The organism is Sorangium sp. So ce1153, from assembly GCF_051521595.1.
Classification (GTDB): domain Bacteria; phylum Myxococcota_A; class Polyangia; order Polyangiales; family Polyangiaceae; genus Sorangium.
Map to the genome: position 1 here is coordinate 8,838,943 of NZ_CP150361.1, position 15,633 is coordinate 8,854,575.

The 15,633-nt window shown below is 74.7% G+C and carries 14 protein-coding genes; 3 read left to right on the plus strand and 11 right to left on the minus strand.

Features of this window, described 5'->3' with window-relative positions:
• Nucleotides 1-154 precede the first annotated feature (154 nt).
• The 8 genes from WME85_RS31785 to WME85_RS31820 all read right to left on the minus strand — a co-directional run bounded on the left by WME85_RS31785 (nucleotide 155) and on the right by WME85_RS31820 (nucleotide 10,619).
• Complete coding sequence (locus tag WME85_RS31785) at nucleotides 155-1,756, minus strand: PrsW family glutamic-type intramembrane protease (RefSeq protein ID WP_437826770.1); 1,602 nt, start codon at nucleotides 1,754-1,756, stop codon at nucleotides 155-157.
• 330 nt (nucleotides 1,757-2,086) lie between these two features.
• Nucleotides 2,087-2,776 (minus strand): LolA family protein, encoded by a 690-nt coding sequence (locus WME85_RS31790; protein ID WP_437302764.1) that lies wholly within the window; start codon nucleotides 2,774-2,776, stop codon nucleotides 2,087-2,089.
• Between the two features lie 292 nt (nucleotides 2,777-3,068).
• Nucleotides 3,069-3,608, minus strand: a complete 540-nt coding sequence (gene ruvC / locus WME85_RS31795) for a crossover junction endodeoxyribonuclease RuvC (RefSeq protein WP_437826772.1) — start codon at nucleotides 3,606-3,608, stop codon at nucleotides 3,069-3,071.
• A gap of 4 nt (nucleotides 3,609-3,612) precedes the next feature.
• The gene (locus tag WME85_RS31800; protein ID WP_437826774.1) at nucleotides 3,613-5,121 is read right to left on the minus strand and encodes an FAD-binding oxidoreductase; all 1,509 of its coding nucleotides are present in this window, start codon (nucleotides 5,119-5,121) and stop codon (nucleotides 3,613-3,615) included.
• Nucleotides 5,122-5,206: 85 nt separating this feature from the next.
• Nucleotides 5,207-7,381: a hypothetical protein gene (locus tag WME85_RS31805; RefSeq protein WP_437842401.1), complete on the minus strand. Its 2,175-nt coding sequence runs from the start codon at nucleotides 7,379-7,381 to the stop codon at nucleotides 5,207-5,209.
• 41 nt (nucleotides 7,382-7,422) lie between these two features.
• Nucleotides 7,423-7,620: a hypothetical protein gene (locus WME85_RS31810; RefSeq protein WP_437826776.1), complete on the minus strand. Its 198-nt coding sequence runs from the start codon at nucleotides 7,618-7,620 to the stop codon at nucleotides 7,423-7,425.
• A 267-nt stretch (nucleotides 7,621-7,887) separates the two neighbouring features.
• Complete coding sequence (locus WME85_RS31815; RefSeq protein ID WP_437826778.1) at nucleotides 7,888-9,021, minus strand: hypothetical protein; 1,134 nt, start codon at nucleotides 9,019-9,021, stop codon at nucleotides 7,888-7,890.
• Nucleotides 9,022-9,050: 29 nt separating this feature from the next.
• Nucleotides 9,051-10,619 (minus strand): protein kinase domain-containing protein, encoded by a 1,569-nt coding sequence (locus tag WME85_RS31820; protein ID WP_437826780.1) that lies wholly within the window; start codon nucleotides 10,617-10,619, stop codon nucleotides 9,051-9,053.
• Between the two features lie 276 nt (nucleotides 10,620-10,895).
• Here WME85_RS31820 and pdxH point away from each other — a divergent pair, with 276 nt between their 5' ends.
• A complete protein-coding gene (gene pdxH / locus WME85_RS31825) occupies nucleotides 10,896-11,483 on the plus strand; it encodes a pyridoxamine 5'-phosphate oxidase (protein WP_437826781.1) in 588 nt (195 codons plus the stop codon).
• A 57-nt stretch (nucleotides 11,484-11,540) separates the two neighbouring features.
• Here pdxH and WME85_RS31830 read toward each other — a convergent pair whose 3' ends face one another.
• Complete coding sequence (locus tag WME85_RS31830) at nucleotides 11,541-11,903, minus strand: HNH endonuclease signature motif containing protein (RefSeq protein ID WP_437826783.1); 363 nt, start codon at nucleotides 11,901-11,903, stop codon at nucleotides 11,541-11,543.
• A gap of 160 nt (nucleotides 11,904-12,063) precedes the next feature.
• Here WME85_RS31830 and WME85_RS31835 point away from each other — a divergent pair, with 160 nt between their 5' ends.
• Complete coding sequence (locus tag WME85_RS31835) at nucleotides 12,064-12,477, plus strand: secondary thiamine-phosphate synthase enzyme YjbQ (RefSeq protein ID WP_437826784.1); 414 nt, start codon at nucleotides 12,064-12,066, stop codon at nucleotides 12,475-12,477.
• Here WME85_RS31835 and WME85_RS31840 read toward each other — a convergent pair.
• Nucleotides 12,458-12,937, minus strand: a complete 480-nt coding sequence (locus tag WME85_RS31840; RefSeq protein ID WP_437826787.1) for a globin domain-containing protein — start codon at nucleotides 12,935-12,937, stop codon at nucleotides 12,458-12,460. The two genes, WME85_RS31835 and WME85_RS31840, sit on opposite strands and share 20 nt — an antisense overlap.
• A gap of 404 nt (nucleotides 12,938-13,341) precedes the next feature.
• On the opposite strand from WME85_RS31840, the gene WME85_RS31845 reads away from it, so the two are divergent.
• Nucleotides 13,342-15,000, plus strand: coding sequence for a sigma 54-interacting transcriptional regulator (locus WME85_RS31845; RefSeq protein ID WP_437826789.1), 1,659 nt, complete (start codon nucleotides 13,342-13,344; stop codon nucleotides 14,998-15,000).
• Between the two features lie 39 nt (nucleotides 15,001-15,039).
• On the opposite strand, the gene thpR is transcribed toward WME85_RS31845, so the two are convergent.
• Entirely contained in the window at nucleotides 15,040-15,627 is a 588-nt protein-coding gene (gene thpR, locus WME85_RS31850; protein ID WP_437302776.1) for an RNA 2',3'-cyclic phosphodiesterase, read from the minus strand.
• Between the last annotated feature and the right edge of the window lie 6 nt (nucleotides 15,628-15,633).

Genomic DNA, 15,633 nt, shown 5'->3' on the forward strand with positions numbered 1-15,633 from the left:
GCCCTCAGCCGCGCCTGGCACGCCCCTCACCGAGCGACGGTCACCCGCACAGGAGACGGGTCCAGATCGGCGTTTTCGGCGCGGAGGCGCACTCCAGTGCGCTGAGCACCGAAAACGCCGAGATGGGCCCGTATCCGCAGCAGGTGCCCGCCGCTCAACGAGGGGCTCGCGCGAGGAGCTCTTGCCGGAGCTGCGCGATCTCGTGGCGGAGCGGGCCGATGAAATCGGCGCTCAGCGTCCGGTTCCGGCCCTCCAGCGCGCGCGCCGTGTGCCACTTGCTCAGCGCGAGCCGCGCGCCGGCGCGGATGAAGCTCCGCCCGGTGGCCCCGCGCCAGCCCAGCGTGCACCGGAGCCGGCCGACCGGCGAGCAGACGAGCTCGAGCTCGTCCTGGGTGAGCATGCCGAGCGCGACCTCGTCGCGCAGATGATCGCGGATCACCCAGCCCTTGCGGATGACGAGCGCCACGATGATGCCGAAGAACGACGCGACGAAGCACAGCCAGAGCAGGAGCCACGGCATGAAGATGTCGCCCATCGCGCGCCCCAGCGCGGTCGGGAGGAAGTTCCACACGGCGTGCAGGGCGACGCCGAGCAGGTAGCCGCCGATCGGGGCCGCGACGCGCACCCAGGTCTTCGACGACTCCCGGGCGAGCCCGAAGCCGATGCCGGTCATCGACGTGAACAGCGGGTGAAGCCAGGGCGTGAACACCCCCCGCAGGACGAAGGTGCCCGCGAGCACGTCGCTGCCCTGCATGGAGGCGCGCGCGTAATAGAGCACGTTCTCCACCGCGGCGAAGCCGAGCGCGCAGAAGGTGGCGTAGATGATGCCGTCGACGATGCCGTCGAACTCCCGGCGCAGGAAGTAGAAGAAGCCGAACACGCCGAGCCCCTTGAAGAGCTCCTCCGCGAACGGCGCGCTGACCGACGCGCTCACGAGCTCGCCCACCGGCTCGCCGAAGTTGCTGGAGACGCCGACGTGGACGCCGGTGTTGATCAGGATCGAGAAGCCTGTCGCCGCGAGCGCGCCCCAGAGGAACGCCATCAGCAGACACCACCACGGCTCCGGATCGTACCGATCGATGATCATCGGGACGAAGAGGTAGATGACGAGCGGCGGGAACGCGAAGAGCGCCCCGACGACCATGGCGCTCATCATGCTGCCCCCGGACCCGAGCACGCCGAAGAGCGTGAAGATCACGTTGAGGACCGCGCCCGCGATGAGGCCGTTGGCCCAGAGCCACAGCCCGACGATGCGCCGGCGCCGGTCCGGGTCGGGCCTTCGAGCGACCCGGACGACGGCAGGGTAGCCCGCGTGCTGGTGCGCCTGCGCCGGATGAGGGACGCCGTGCGGCGCGTGCCCGCCCCCCGGGCGCACGGGGAGGGCGTGCTGCGCGGGCGCGCCGTGCTGCGGGACATGGCTCTGCGCCGGCATCGGCGCGCGACCCGGCGGCCAGTAGCCCTGCGGCCCCTGTCCGTGCAGCTGCGGCCCCTGTCCGTGCAACTGCGGCCCCTGTCCGTGCAGCTGCGGCCCCTGTCCGTGCAGCTGCGGCCCCTGTCCGTGCAGCTGCGGCCCCTGTCCGTGCCCCTGCGGCCAGTGCGGCGGCTGGCCCGGAGGGATCTGCCTCGCGCCGTGCGCCGGATACCCCGGGGGGGCCTGTCCGCTGCCAGGCTGTGCGTGCTCGCTCGGGCGCTCCGCCGGCCGGGGTTGCTGCGGCACGCCGGGGAAATCGGGACGATGGCCGTGAGGGTTGTTCATGGATCCAGCGCGCTCGCGATGCCCTCATGACAGCGGGGGGCCGTCCAGCCGCGACGAATGCCCACCCCACACGCGGAGCCGCCAGAAGCGGCCACGATCCGCGGCGAGCGACGGCAGCCTCGGAGCTGTCGCGCACACCCGTCGGATCGAAGCATCACTCGATATTTCTACCACGCCGGAGACGCGCCGGGCATATATCCCGGCGGCATCGGCACGGCGCGAGCGCCGCACGAGCGCACGGCCCGGTGACGCTCCGCTTCCTTGAGCTGACGGCGAGATGAAGGCGGCGGCTGCTATCCAGCGCGAGAGGACGGAACGTGACGGATGGCGTCAGGGGCGGACGACGCGCGTGCCGGGAGGCGGCGTGAAATCGAACTCGCCCTTCGCGACAGGCTGGTTGACGACCGGCGCCGTGAAGTCAAACCGGTTCCGGTTGCCCTGCGCGTCGAGGATGAGCACGCGGCGGACCTGGTTGGTCTGCCCGTCGACGTAGAGGAGCATCTTCTGGTAGGCAGGGGTCGCCTCCTTCGGCGTCCCCTCGAGGACATAGCCGCCCTCGAACTTCATCTGCGCAGGGTCGAGCAGGCGCAGCGAGAAATCCTTCGTGAGCTGCCCCTTGCCCATCAGGAACGCGAGCGCCGCCGGGTACTGAGAGCCCTTCACCGGCGTCTCGAACATCTGCTCGTTGTCCTTCTCGTAGACCTTGATCGTGACCCCGTCGGAGACGACGCGATTGCCGTTCGGGGCGTCGTAGGTCCAGCTCATCTTCCCGGGCTTCTCGAAGGTCACCTTGCCGGTGGAGACCTTCTTCACGTCCTGGACCTTGATCGTGTACGTCTGCGTGAAGCTCGCCTTGAAGGTCTTCGTGGAGTCGTAGAACTGCTGGACGCGCCTGCCGAGCTCTTCGGCGGTGGGGCCCGCGGCCTGGGACTCGCCCTCGGTCGCCACCACGACCGTGAGGGGCGCCGTCAGCCCGATGAGGCACGCGGCGGCGAGGCGGTAAAGTGAGGTTCGCGTCATCCTTCCCGATCTCCTTTGATGTCCAGAGGCGTGTCGCCTCCGCTCTTCGTGAGACAGGGGCGCCAGTGATGCATCGCCGGTTCCCCTGGCGGCCGCCGCCCTCGCTGAAGCCGGGGCGCGCCGCACCGTTTTTCATCTTGGACGCGGCGCGGGCGCGTCCGATGCAGGCTCCATAGCACACGGTGTGCGCGCCCGGACCGCCCGGCGGGCCCAGGTTGACGCGAGGCACCGCGCCCGCCGGGCCGACGTTCCGTACAGGCGCGGCGCGGCACCGCGCCCGCCGGGCCGACGTTCAGCCCAGGCGCGCGCGCCGCGGCCGCGCCCGGGACGGGGCGGGCGCGCCGGACGCCGCCAGCGCGGCCGCGAAGCCCGCGGCGCTGAGGTGCGTCATCGCGATGGCGAGCGCGTCCGCGGCGTCCGGCCGCGGCGGGGCGGCGAGGCGCAGGACCGCGGTCATCACCTGCGCCACCTGCGCCTTCTCGGCCGCGCCCCGGCCGACGATGGTCCGCTTCACCAGCGCCGGCGCATACTCCGAGATCGGCACGCCGGCCCGCGCCAGCCGGAGCAGCACGACCCCGCGCGCGTGGCCGAGCTTCGCCGCGCTCTGCGCGTCCTTCGCGAAGAACAGGCTCTCCACCGCCGCCGCGTCGGGCGCGTGCGCGGCGATCACCTTGCCGAGCTCATCGTCGATCTCCACCAGCCGGCCGGCGAACGTCCCGCTCGTGTCGATGTCGATGACGCCGTGCGCGATGTGCTCGACGCGCGTGCCGTGCCGCACGAGCAAGCCCCAGCCGAGGTGGCGCGACCCGGGATCGATGCCGAGGACCCGCATCGGCTCAGCACGCCCCGTGCGACGGCGCCGCGACGTGGGTCGGGAAGCCCGGCGCGCGCTCGGTCCCGCCGCCGCGCTCGCCGCGCTCGGCCGCCTCGAGCGCGCGCCGCGGGAAGATCTTGAGCGGGTTGAGCAGGCCCTTCGGGTCGAACACCGCCTTGATCCGCTTCTGGATCGCGATGAGCTCCGGGGACTGCTCGAGCGCGAGGAACTCGGCCTTCGACGTGCCGATGCCGTGCTCGCCGCTCAGCGTGCCGCGCATGCCGATCACCGCGCGGAACAGGCGCGACAGCGCCGTCTCAACGTGGGGGACGAGGTCGGGGTCATTCCACAGCAAGTTGACGTGGAGGTTGCCGTCCCCGGCGTGGCCGTACGTCAGCATGCGGACGCCGGTCGCCGCCGAGATCTCCGCGACCTCGTCGAGCAGCGCCGGGATCTTGTCGCGCGGGACCACGACGTCCTCCGAGATCTTGTGGCGCGCCATCGCGCGCGTCGTCGGCGAGAGCTGGCGGCGCGCCTCCCAGAGCCGGTCGCGCTGCGCCCTGTCCTGCGCGACGAGCACGTCGAGCGCCCCGGCGTCCATGCAGACCTGCCCCACCCGCTCCGTCTGGACCTCGCAGTCCGCGGGCTCGCCGTCGACCTCGATGATCAGCATCGCGCCCGCGCGCTCGTCGACCCCGACGCCACGCGCCCGGACCGCCTCGAGCGTCGAGCGGTCCAGCAGCTCGAGGCAGCGCGGCACGACGCCCGCCGCGACGAGGGCGCTCACGGCGCGCCCGCTCGCGCGCACGTCCGGGAAGAGGCAGAGCAGGGTCATGACCGACGGGGGCTTCGCGATGAGCCGGAGCGTCGCCTCCGTCGTGATCGCCAGCGTGCCCTCGCTGCCGACGAGCAGCGCCGTGACGTCGTAGCCCGTCACGCCCTTGACCGTGCGCCGGCCGGTGCGGAGTCGCGTGCCGTCGATGAGGATCGCGTCGAGCCCGAGCACGTAGTCGCGCGTGGCGCCGTACTTGAAGGCGCGCGGCCCGGCGGCGTTCTCGGCGATGTTGCCGCCGAGCGCGCACATCTTCAGCGAGTTCGGATCGGGCGGGTAGAAGAGGCCCTCGGCCTCGACCGCCGCGTGCAGGTCGGCGAGGATGACGCCCGGCTCGACGACCGCTACCTGCTCCTCGCGGCTGATCTCCTTGATGGAGTTCATGCCGATCGTGGCGATGACGATCCCGCCCCCCACGGGGACGGCGCCGCCCGATTTGCCGCTGCCGGCCGCGCGCGGCACGACCGGCACCTCCGCCTCGCTCGCCGCCCGCACGGCCTTCTCGATGTCGGCGGCCGAGGAAGCGAGCACGACCGCATCCGGGCTCACCGGCGGCTGATCCGACTCGTCCCCCGCGTAGGCGGCGCAGCCCTCGGCCGACGTGATGACCTTCGAGGGGCCGAGCGCGCGCTCGAGGAGCCGGCGCGCCTTGTCGACGGCCGACGCCGACGGGCGGGGGAACGTGGGGTGAAGTCGCATGGCACCTATTTACCGCGGATCGCCCGGCGATGCTGCGGGATCCGCGCGAGCAACCTCGGCGCCGGTGGTCCGCGGCGGACCGGGATCAGAGCAGGTCGAGAAAGGCGAGGAGCGCCTCGATCGCGCCGGGATCCAGCGCGGCGAGGCCCTCGCCCGCGGGCGCGCCGTCGTGAAAAAAAGCGGCTGGCGCGCCGGTCGCGCGCTCGCTGCCCGGCGCGCCGGTCGCGCGCTCGCTGCCCGGCGCGGCGAAGCGCGCCCGCTCGAGCACGTCCCGCAGCGTCCTGGCCGAGCCGTTCGTGAAATAAGGCCGCTTCTTGTAGAGCCGCCGGAGCGATGGCACCCGCGCGCCGTCCTCGTGCACATACGGCACGACGCCGGTCTTCTCGTAGCCGGCCCTGCCCCACACGATCGGGCCTTCGGGCGCGAGCACGAGCTCCTCCCAGCGCTCGAAAGGCACCGCGGAGCCGGGGTCGTCGCTGCGGAGCACGGGCGCGTGGCAGCGCGCGCAGCGGTCCTGGAACACCCGGGCGCCGTCGCGCTCCAGCGGCGTGAAGCGCGCGCGGCCGAGGACGGCGGGGTTCCTGCGGTGCGAGAACGCCATCAGAAAGCTCATGAGCGCGCGGCGGAGCGCCTCGGGCGGCAGATCGGCGCGATCGGCGCCGAAGAGCCCGAGGTCGGCCAGCCAGGGCGCGCCCTCGCTCGAGAGGGCGAACCACGGGTCGTGACCGCTCAGCGCGCCGGCGACGCGGAACTCGTTGTCCGCGACCGAGGTGAGATCCGGGTCGAGGGCGCGGGAGAAGTGGGGGCGGTTGTTGAACAGGCCGAGCAGCGGCTTCGTCGTGGCGCGCACGTCGCCGCGGCCCGTGTGGTGCGTGCGGCCGTCGACATAGCCCTCGAAGTGGCACGTCTCGCACGTGAACCGGCTGAGCGGCCCGTCGGTCCTGTTCCAGGGCGCCATCAGCGACGTGAAGAAGAGCGCCTCCCCGAGGCGGAGCTCCTCCGATCGGGCGTCCTCGCCGTCGTCCTGGACCGGCCTCTTCACGACCGCGCCGCCCGCGTCGAGCAGCCACGCGTCGAGCAGGGGGTTCGCGTAGGCGACCGCGCCGCCATCGAGGACGGCCATCGCGGCGACGCCAGGAGATAGCGGGCGGGTCGAGACCTCCGGCGCGGCCGGGAGGCCAGCCGCCGTGGCGCGGAAGAGGAGCTCGGCCTGGCGATCGCCGCCGTAGCCGGTCGCGATCACGCGCGCGCCGGCCGCGCCCGGGAGCGTCGAGAGCGAGATCGCCTTCGGGGTGAGGACGCCGAGCTCCGAGACGTTCACGGCCGAGAGCCGCGTCACCTCGGGCCGGGCGCCCGCGGCGACGCGGTAGAGGAAGACGAACGAGTCGATGTAGCCGAACGAGCCGCCGGTCCGGTCGAGCGGGCGATCCTCGACCCCGCCCGCGGCGAGCAGGAGCCCGCCTCCGGCACCGGCCGTCTCGAGCGCGTCGAAGCTCCAGATCGGGCCGTCGTGGCGGATCCGCGCCGCGCCGCCTGGCAGCGGGCGGCCGTCCGCGCCGACCGGAAGCACGACCAGCGTGTGATCGAGGAGGCAGTCGATGATCAGGTGCCGCGCGAGGCGCACGACACGGAACGGGCCGGCGCCGACCGGCTCGTCCCAGCGCTCGACCTCGAGGCGCCCGTCCGCGCCCGCGCGGCCGGGGCGGAGCGTGAGGAGCGCGCCGGCGCGCTCGTCGAGCGCATAGAGGACGCCCTCGGGGCCGGCCGCGAGGTCGCGGACGCCGTGGAGCCCCGCGAGCTCGATGCGCCCCACGGGCTCGAGCGAGGCGCCGCGGACGGCGTAGCGGAAGAGCGCGGGCGACGCCTCGCCGCTCGCGACGACCTCGCCGGAGGGCAGCACCGCGACGCCCGTCGGCGAGGCGGGCGCGGGGGCGCGGGAGAGCTCGCGCAGCGACGCGTCGAGCAGGACGAGCGCGTCGCGGCCGCGGAGCGGCGAGAGCAGCGCGGGCGCGCCCGGCGCGGCGGGGCGGCCCAGCGGATCCACGGGGCGGAGCGCGATCGGGTCGGGCCCGAGCAGGCGGTCGGAGCTCGGCAGGCGGGAGAAATCGGCCGCGGCCCGGCGGGACGCCTCGAACTGCCGCAGCGGCTCGAGGGGATCCGGCGCGCCGCCGCCGGCGGGGGCCGGCGATGGGGGGCGGCCGTCGCAGGCCAGGGCGGCGAGGCCGAGCGAGAGCGCAAGCGCGAGGCGCACCGCGTCCATGCGTCGAGGAGGCAGGGCGGCGGGCGAGGCCGCCGCGCGGATCACCAGCCGCCGGTGCTCGCCGGCTTGGCGGTCCCGGCCGGCGCGGGCTTCGCGGGCTCGGCCTTGGGCGCCGGCGTCGCGGCCTCGGCCGTCGTCGCGGGCTTCGGCGGCTCGGGCGTCACCTGCTGGGGCTTGTTCTCGCAGCCGAAGAGACACACGGCGCCGAGCGCCACGAGCACCGTCAATACATTCTTCATGAGGCTCCTCCTGAATGAGCGGGCCAAGCCAAGCACATCCACCGGGCGCTCGGTAGGGGGCGGCGAGCGGCCCCGCGCCTCACGCAGCGAACGATCTCGCGCCAGGGAGAGCCGGCGACATCGGCTCTCCGGCGCGCTGGAGAATGGATCTCGCCCTGAGCGACGTCGTACGCCGTCCGCGATTCGGCCGGACGGACGCGACCGCAGGCGAGATCGCGGGATGAGGCCGAGTCGTCTCCTGGAGCCGGCGCGGCGACGGGGCGCCGCTCAGAGCTTGCCCTCGATCCACACGCTCCCGGGGCCGAGCCCGACGCGCGCGCTCCAGGGCGCGCCGCCGGCCAGCCCGCGCCCGCGCGCGGACGCCGCCCCGGCCGGAGGCGCGGAGGGGGCCGTGATCCAGAGGATCGCCCCGCCGGCGGCGAGGACCGCCCCGGCGATGAACACCGCCGTCCCGATGTTGCCTGTCCTGACCGCGTCATCGCGCAGATCGAGGCCCGTCTGATCGACGCAGTTGCCCGCCTCGTCGCAATGACCGCCCTCCGTGGCCTCGTCGAAGGTCGATTTGGCCATGAAGCCGAGCGCCGTGCTGACGCCGATGCCGACCACGCCGAGCCCGACCCCGATGATGCCGATCGGCTTGCGGATGCTCCCGCCCTGCGACCGGGGCGTGTCGGCCGCGGGCGGCTCCACCGGCGGCGGCGCGGCGGCCGCCTTCGGCGCGGCGCCCGCGCCGGAGCTCGACACGGGCGCGCGCTCGAGCGCCGGCACGGTGACGCTCACCACGCCCGGCTTGTCGAGCGCGACCTTCGCCTCCCAGGGCCTGTGTCCGGGCGCCGCGGCGGCGACCCGATGCTCGCCCGGGTCGAGCGGGACCGCCGTCCCCCAGAGCGCGCGCCCCACGGGGACGCCGTCCCGCGTGAGCTCCATCCCGGCGATCGCCGCCTCCGGCGGCACCACGATCTGCAGGCGCGAGAGCCGCGGCTCGATCGCGACGGCACGGGCGCGCGCCACCCGCTCGCGCTCCGTCTGCCCCGCCGACAGCGCGGCGGCCGCGACGTCGCGGAAGCCGATCCAGGCCGTCGCGGTCCTGCCGATGCGCTCGTAGCAGTCGGAGAGGTTGAAGAGGGTGCCGATGCCCGGATCGATCGCGTGGCTCTCCGCGAGCTTCGGGCAGGCCTCGGCGTGCTTGCCCGCGACCATCAGGGCGCGCCCCTCGTCGAACAGCGCGACCGCGGCGGCGCGCTCCTCCCTCGTGGGCTCGGCGGCGCGCGCGGCAGGCGCGAGGGCGGCGAGCGCGGCGAGCGTCGACAGGACCGCGAGCGCCCGGCGGCGCGCGCCCCCGGCCGCCGCGACCTGGCCGGCCCCCGGATTGATGCTCGACGGACGACGATGGCAACGCAAGGCGGGACCTCTCCTGGGCTCAGGTGATCTCATCGAGGATCGGAAAAGAAGTCCTGGGGCGCGGTCGACGTGGGCCGGGGCGGCGGCGAGGGCCGCCCCGGCGGCCGCGTACCCCTCACGGACGGGGCGGGCCGCGGCGCCGCGGGCCCGCTCGCCGCCGGCTGCACCGTCGCGCTCGCCGCCGGCTGCACCGTCGCGCTCGCCGCCGGCTGCACCGTCGCGCTCGCGCTCGCCTGCGGCGCGGCGTCGTCGCCGGGGCGCTCGGGGAGCTTGCCGGCCGTGTGATCCTCCTCCGGCGAAGGCTCGCCGCGGGGCGCCGTCTCCAGCGAGGACGAGGGCGCCGCCGCGTCCCCGGACGCCGCGTCCGGCGCGGGGCGGCGGAGCGCGAACCACGCGAGCCCCGCGGCGCCGAGGAGCGCCGCGGCGATGGCCGCCACGATCCCGAGGGCGCGCGCCCCGGCGCGGCGCTGGCCCGACGAGGCGCGCGTGCCGCCCCACGAGCGATCCGTCGCCGCGCCGTCCGTCAGGACCTCGGTGGGGGCGCCCCACGTGGCCGCTGCCGCGCCGCGCGCGCTGGAGTTGCCGCCGGACGCCGGCGTCGCGCCGGGAGGCCCGGGCGACGTGGACAGCGGGCGCCGCGGCGACGCGAGCTCGCCGCCCCCCTCGGCGAGCGAGCCGGGGCGGACCCGCAGCACGCGCGCAGCGCGCTCGGCCAGGTGCTGCGCGTGCGGCGGAGCGAACTGCGCGAGCTCGGCGGCGAGCTCGGCGATGTTGCCGAAGCGATCGGCAGGGGTCTTCTGGAGGCAGCGCTGCACCACCCACTCGAGCCGCTCCGGCACGTCGACGCGCAGGGCGCTGGCCCGCGGCGGCCCCTCCAGGATGCGGTCGTAGATCTCCATCACGGAGTCGCCATGGAAGGGGGTGGCGCCCGTGAGCAGCTGGTAGAGGATGGCGCCCATCGACCAGACGTCGGCGCGCGCGTCGACGCTCTTCGACGAGACCATCTGCTCGGGCGCCATGTAGAGCGGCGAGCCCAGCATCGCCGAGCTCTCGGTCATGTCGCGCTCCTTGCGCGCCGCCGGCTCCGCCGCGAGGGCCATCTTTGAGATGCCGAAATCGATGACCTTGATGAGCGGGCTGCCATCGGCCCGCTGGCTCAGGAACAGGTTGCCCGGCTTCAGGTCCCGATGGATGATGCCGAGCGCGTGCGCCTCAGCCAGCGCCTCGCACGCCTGGAGCAGGTAATCGCAGGCGAGCTCGACCGGCAGCGGGCCGCGGTTGCGCAGGAGGGCCTTCAGGTCGGTGCCCTCGAGGTACTCCATCACGAGGTAGGGCTCGCCCCGGGCGAGCGTGCCGACGTCGTACACGCGCGTCACGTGCTCGCTCCGGATGCGCGCCGCGGCCTGCCCCTCGCGCAGGAAGCGCGCCACGAGGTCCGCGCGCTCGCGGGCCTGCGGCAGCAGGAACTTGATGGCCACCCGCTCGCCGAGCAGGAGATGGCGGGCGGCGACGACCACGCCCATCCCGCCCTCTCCGAGGACGCGCTCGACCTCGTATTTCTCCGCGAGGACGTCCCCCACGCTGACCGGTACGACCATGCACGCCCTCGCTCTGGGTCCTCGCTAGTATCAAACCAGGGAGTGGGCCACAACGCGAGCCTTCCCGGAAATGGGCGCTCCCGCGCTGCCCTCGGCGCCTGCTCGGAGCCGCGTCGGTCGGCGGGCGCGCGGGCGCGCGAGGGCGCCCTGCCGACCGGCGCGCGGCGGCGAGCGCGCGCGCCGCGCCGCCGCGACACCAGCACTTGCATGGCGAAACGAGGCGTTCGGGTTCGCCAGCGGCGCGCCCTGCTTGTATATGCATGCCGCGATTGCGCCATGACCACCGAGCCGACCGATCCCTTCGTCCTCGCGCGCGAGCTCCTCGAGCAGCGGCAAACCACTGAACCGACCGACGCGACCGCCATGACGCTGGCCACGGCGGACGCGTCCGGGCGCCCCTCGGCGCGGATGGTGCTGCTGAAGGGCATCGACGATCGCGGGTTCGTGTTCTTCACCAACTACGGCAGCCGCAAGGCGGCGGAGCTCGAGGCGAACCCGTTCGCCGCGCTGTGCATCCACTGGGCGAAGGCGGCCGAGCAGATCCGCGTGGAGGGCCGCGTCGAGCGGGTCACCGAGGCGGAGTCGGACGCCTACTTCGCGACCCGCCCGCGGGGCAGCCAGATCGGCGCGTGGGCGTCGCGGCAGAGCGCGCCGCTGCCCTCGCGCGAGCGGCTCATCGAGCGCGTGCGCGAGATCGAGGCCCGCTTCGACGGCCGTCCCGTGCCGCGGCCGGAGTTCTGGGGCGGCTACCGGGTGGTGCCGGACCGCATCGAGCTCTGGCGCGGCCAGGAGAGCCGGCTGCACGACCGCGTGGTCTACCACCGCGACGGCGACGGCTGGCGCGTCGAGCGGCTCTACCCCTGACGCGACGAGGACGGCGCGGTGAGCGGCGCGCGTCCCCGCCGCCGCGACGCGGGGGGGCTACGTCGCGGCGCCGCGCCGGCGGCTCGCCTTGCGCTCCCTGAGCCGCTCGATGACCGCGACGAGCTTCGGGTCGTCGCGGCGCCGCACGTCGAGCCGCATGCCCTTCAGCGCGTTGCACCGGCCGCACGCGAGCGCCAGGTTGTCGAGCGCGTCCGTGCCGCCGTGCACGCGCGGGACGATGTGCTCTATCGTCGCGCGCTGGATCGGCTCGCCGTCGAGGCCGACGACGACGTGCGACAGGCAGTGGATGCACTTGCCCACCCACGCCGCCTCGCCGCGGATCTCGGTGCGCTCGAACGTCGCGTCGGCGGCCACGATGTCGAGGATCAACCGTCGCCGCGCGGCCTTCACGGCGATCATCGTAGCCCCGGGGCGCCGGGCCCGCACGCGGTTCGCGCCGGGCCGGAAGGTGGGCTATGCGAGCCCCGGAACCGGCGCGCGCCCGCGGCGACAGGCGGCCTCGGCGCGCGTGCGGATGTCGATGGCGCGCCACGCCCCGTGGCCGCGCGCGGGAGGAGCGATGAAGTCGAAGACCGAGTATTTCTACTTCGAGACGAAGGCCAAGCGCGAGCTCATCAACGTCACCGACCGCGTCGCCGCCGTCGTCGCCGCGAGCGGCATCCAGGAGGGCATGGTCCTCGTGAGCGCCATGCACATCACGGCCGGCGTGTTCGTGAACGACCACGAGCCCGGCCTCTGGGAGGACATCTGGGCGTGGCTCCAGCAGCTCGCGCCCGAGGGGCCCGATTACAACCACCACCGGACCGGCGAGGACAACGGCGACGCCCACCTCAAATCGATCCTCGTGCACCACCAGGTGATCGTGCCCATCACCGCGGGCAAGCTCGATCTCGGGCCCTGGCAGCAGATCTTCTACGCGGAGTTCGACGGCAAGCGGCGCAAGCGCGTGGTCGTCAAGGCGATGGGGGAGTGACGCCGCCGGCGGCTTGGCCCGCGGCGCGCGCCGCGTCGGGCCGACCGGCGCCGTGCTCCCTCGCCCCGCGCTGCATGAGCGAGGCGATCGCGCCGAGCGCGTCCGACCAGGCCTGCCGGTGCGCCGGGGACCAGTCCGCGCCGGCGACCTCGGCCATGGCGGAGATCAGCGCGTCGGCGACCCAGGGGTACATCTCGTCCGTGACGCCGTAGTCGACGTGCTTGGCCCCCATCGCCATGAGCTTCTCCTCGAGCCAGGACGCGTCCTCCAGCCGGTCGATGACCGCGACGAGCGCCTCCGCGAGCATCTTCTCCTGGTGCTCCCCGCTGTTGCGCCCGAAGAGCGGCCTCACCTGCGGGTATCGCGAGAACAGGATCCCATAGAAACGGTGCGTGAGGTTGGGCTCCCTCTCGAGCACGAGCTCGAAGCTCTCCCGCAGCAAGCCAACGTTCAATCCCATGATCTACCTCCCAGCGGGCGCTGCGCTGCGCGCGCGTCGTCCTCGACCGCCACGTCGCGGTCAGCTCACGTGAGCTGACGTCGTTCACGTCAGCTCGCGCCGTCGTCGTCGCCCGTCGACTCGTGGCGTTCGGCGTTCGGCGTTCGGCGTTTGCACGGGGTTTGCACGGGCCGTGCCAGGCGCGCCTCGCCTGTGGATCGCGCCGATCCCGCCGGATCAGCGCGCCAGGCGACCCGCGACGGTCTCCTCGGGGAAACCGGGCCCGCTGCCGAGCGCGGCCGCTCGGGCGCCCCCGACCGCGCGCCGCCCCCGCCTGGGCGCTTGCCCCGCCCGACCCCACGGTGTTTCCTGCCGTGGTTTCCGACAGGAAACCGCCGTCGCCCCCGTCTGTCCGAGGAACCCGCGTGACCCTGCTCGACGCCGTGCTCAGCCTGTCCGAAGCGCCCGCCCGCGACGAGGCGCTGCAGCGGATCCTGCGCGCGCTCGCGCACGCGACGGCGGCGGACGCGCTGTCGGTGCTCACGGCCGCGGAGGACGGGTCGGTGGGCGTCGCCGCGCAGATCGGGCTGTCGCCGGCCGCCCTGGGGCTCAGCTTCGACCCCGCGGAGCACCCGAGGCTCCGCCGGGCGACCCTGGCCGCCGGGCCGATCCGGTTCCTCGACCCGAGCGAGCCCGACCCGTACAGCGGCTGGCTGCTCGGCAGCGCCGGCGAGATCCACCCGATCCACGCCTGCATGGCCGTCCCGCTCCGCGTGCAGGGCCGCCTCGCCGGGCTGCTCACGCTGGACGCCTGCGATCCCCACGGCCTCCGCGGCCTGCGCGACGACGACGCGCGCGTGTTCGCCGGGCTCTGCGCCGGCGCGCTGCGGCTCGACGTCGGCCCCGGCCCCGCCCTCGCCGTGGGGGCCGGCCGCGCGGCCGGCCCCGCGTCCGGCGGAGCGCTGCCCGGCCGCTCGGCCGCGATGCGGCGCATCGAGCGCGAGATCGAGGTGCTCGCCCCCCTCTCCGTGCCGGTGCTCGTCACGGGCGAGACGGGCGTGGGGAAGGAGCTCGTCGCCCGCGCGCTGCACGAGCGATCGCCCCGGGCGAGCCGGGCGCTCGTCATCGTCAACTGCGCCGCGATACCGGCGCAGCTCGTCGAGTCGGAGCTCTTCGGCCACCGCAAGGGCGCCTTCACCGGCGCGACGGCGGCGCGCGCGGGCAGGTTCGAGGCGGCCCACGGCGGGACGATCTTCCTCGACGAGATCGGCGAGCTCCCGCTGGCGGCGCAGGCGCAGCTCCTGCGCGCGCTGCAGGAAGGCGAGATCCAGCCCGTGGGCGAGGACCGGGCGCGCCGCGTCGAGGCGCGGGTCGTCGCGGCGACGAACCGCGATCTGCGGCGGGAGGTCGCCGAGGGGCGCTTCCGCGCCGATCTCTTCCACCGGCTCTGGGTCTACCCGATCTGCGTGCCCCCCTTGCGCGAGCGGCGCGAGGACATCCCGGCGCTCTGCGAGCGCTTCGCCGCGGAGATCGCGGCCGAGCTCGGCGCCGCGCGGGTGGACTTCGCCGAGCCGGCCCTGCGCGCGCTCACCGAGGCCGGCTGGCCGGGCAACGTCCGCGAGCTCAAGAACGCCGTGGAGCGCGCCGTGCTGCGCCGGAGGATGGCCGAGGGCACCGGCGCCGCCGGCAGGACGCTCGTCCTCCGCCGCGAGGACGTCGACGACGCCGGCGACGCCGACCAGCACGGCGCGCTGGCCCGTTCAGGCGCGCCGCGCTCGCCGCGGATCGCGCTCCCCGGAGAGCGGCCGTGGCCCGCGGGGGAGCTCCCCGGAGAGCGGCCGTGGCCCGCGGGGGAGCTCCCCGGAGAGCGGCCGTGGCCCGCGGGCGCGCCGCCAGGGGCGCCGGTGGAGCCGCTGGTCGAGGCGCTGGAGCGCGCCCGGCGCGAGGCGTTCGCGCGCGCCTTCCGGGCGGCCGGCGGCAACGCCGCGATGGCCGGCCGGCTGCTCGGGGTGAGCCGCTCGTTCGCCTACAAGGAGGCGGTGCGGCTCGGGCTCATCCCTGCGCCCGAGCCGCGCCGGCGCTGAGGCGCGCGGGAGGGCGCCCGCCCGCTCACGGGCCGGCGCTCAGCGCCCCGGCTCCGGGTTGCCGATGCCCTCGAGCGGGACGCGCGCGAGCGCCGTGTAGCGCGCGCCCTTCGGGGTCATCTCGCTCTGGTAGACGATGATCTCCTCGACCCGCGTCTCGCCGAAATCCACGTTGCCGATCGCCTGGGCGCACGCGTCGAGCGCCGGGTCGCCGCGCGGGTCGCGCGAGCGGGCGAGGGTGAGGTGGGGCTCGAACGGCCGGTCCTCGGGCACGTAGCCCGTCGACATCGAGAGCGTCTGCTCCAGGTCGCGGTGGATCGCGGTGAGGGCGCCGACCGCGCCGCCCACGCCGAGCCAGAGCACGCGCGGGCGGCGGCGCGTGCCGAACGCGCCGCCCTTCTCGATGCGCAGCGTGAGCGGCCTGTGGAAGGCGGCGACGCTCCCCGCCGCCGCGATGACGAGCGGCAGGCGCTCCTCTCCGATCTCGCCCATGAAGGCGAGCGTGATATGCAGCCCGGCAGGCTCCACCCACTTGGCGGACGGAGCCCGGGGCGAGAGCTCCCGAAGGAGCTCTCCGGCCTTGGCGAGGAGCTCGGCTCCCGGATCGACAGCGACGAAGACGCGCACAGCTCA

What these genes read in the sequence shown, in the direction of transcription:
- WME85_RS31785 (WP_437826770.1), bottom strand. Translation starts at nt 1,756, where the DNA reads ATGAACAACCCTCACGGCCATCGTCCCGATTTCCCCGGCGTGCCGCAG.
- WME85_RS31790 (WP_437302764.1), bottom strand. Translation starts at nt 2,776, where the DNA reads ATGACGCGAACCTCACTTTACCGCCTCGCCGCCGCGTGCCTCATCGGG.
- ruvC (WP_437826772.1), bottom strand. Translation starts at nt 3,608, where the DNA reads ATGCGGGTCCTCGGCATCGATCCCGGGTCGCGCCACCTCGGCTGGGGC.
- WME85_RS31800 (WP_437826774.1), bottom strand. Translation starts at nt 5,121, where the DNA reads ATGCGACTTCACCCCACGTTCCCCCGCCCGTCGGCGTCGGCCGTCGAC.
- WME85_RS31805 (WP_437842401.1), bottom strand. Translation starts at nt 7,381, where the DNA reads ATGGACGCGGTGCGCCTCGCGCTTGCGCTCTCGCTCGGCCTCGCCGCC.
- WME85_RS31810 (WP_437826776.1), bottom strand. Translation starts at nt 7,620, where the DNA reads ATGAAGAATGTATTGACGGTGCTCGTGGCGCTCGGCGCCGTGTGTCTC.
- WME85_RS31820 (WP_437826780.1), bottom strand. Translation starts at nt 10,619, where the DNA reads ATGGTCGTACCGGTCAGCGTGGGGGACGTCCTCGCGGAGAAATACGAG.
- pdxH (WP_437826781.1), top strand. Translation starts at nt 10,896, where the DNA reads ATGACCACCGAGCCGACCGATCCCTTCGTCCTCGCGCGCGAGCTCCTC.
- WME85_RS31830 (WP_437826783.1), bottom strand. Translation starts at nt 11,903, where the DNA reads ATGATCGCCGTGAAGGCCGCGCGGCGACGGTTGATCCTCGACATCGTG.
- WME85_RS31835 (WP_437826784.1), top strand. Translation starts at nt 12,064, where the DNA reads ATGAAGTCGAAGACCGAGTATTTCTACTTCGAGACGAAGGCCAAGCGC.
- WME85_RS31840 (WP_437826787.1), bottom strand. Translation starts at nt 12,937, where the DNA reads ATGGGATTGAACGTTGGCTTGCTGCGGGAGAGCTTCGAGCTCGTGCTC.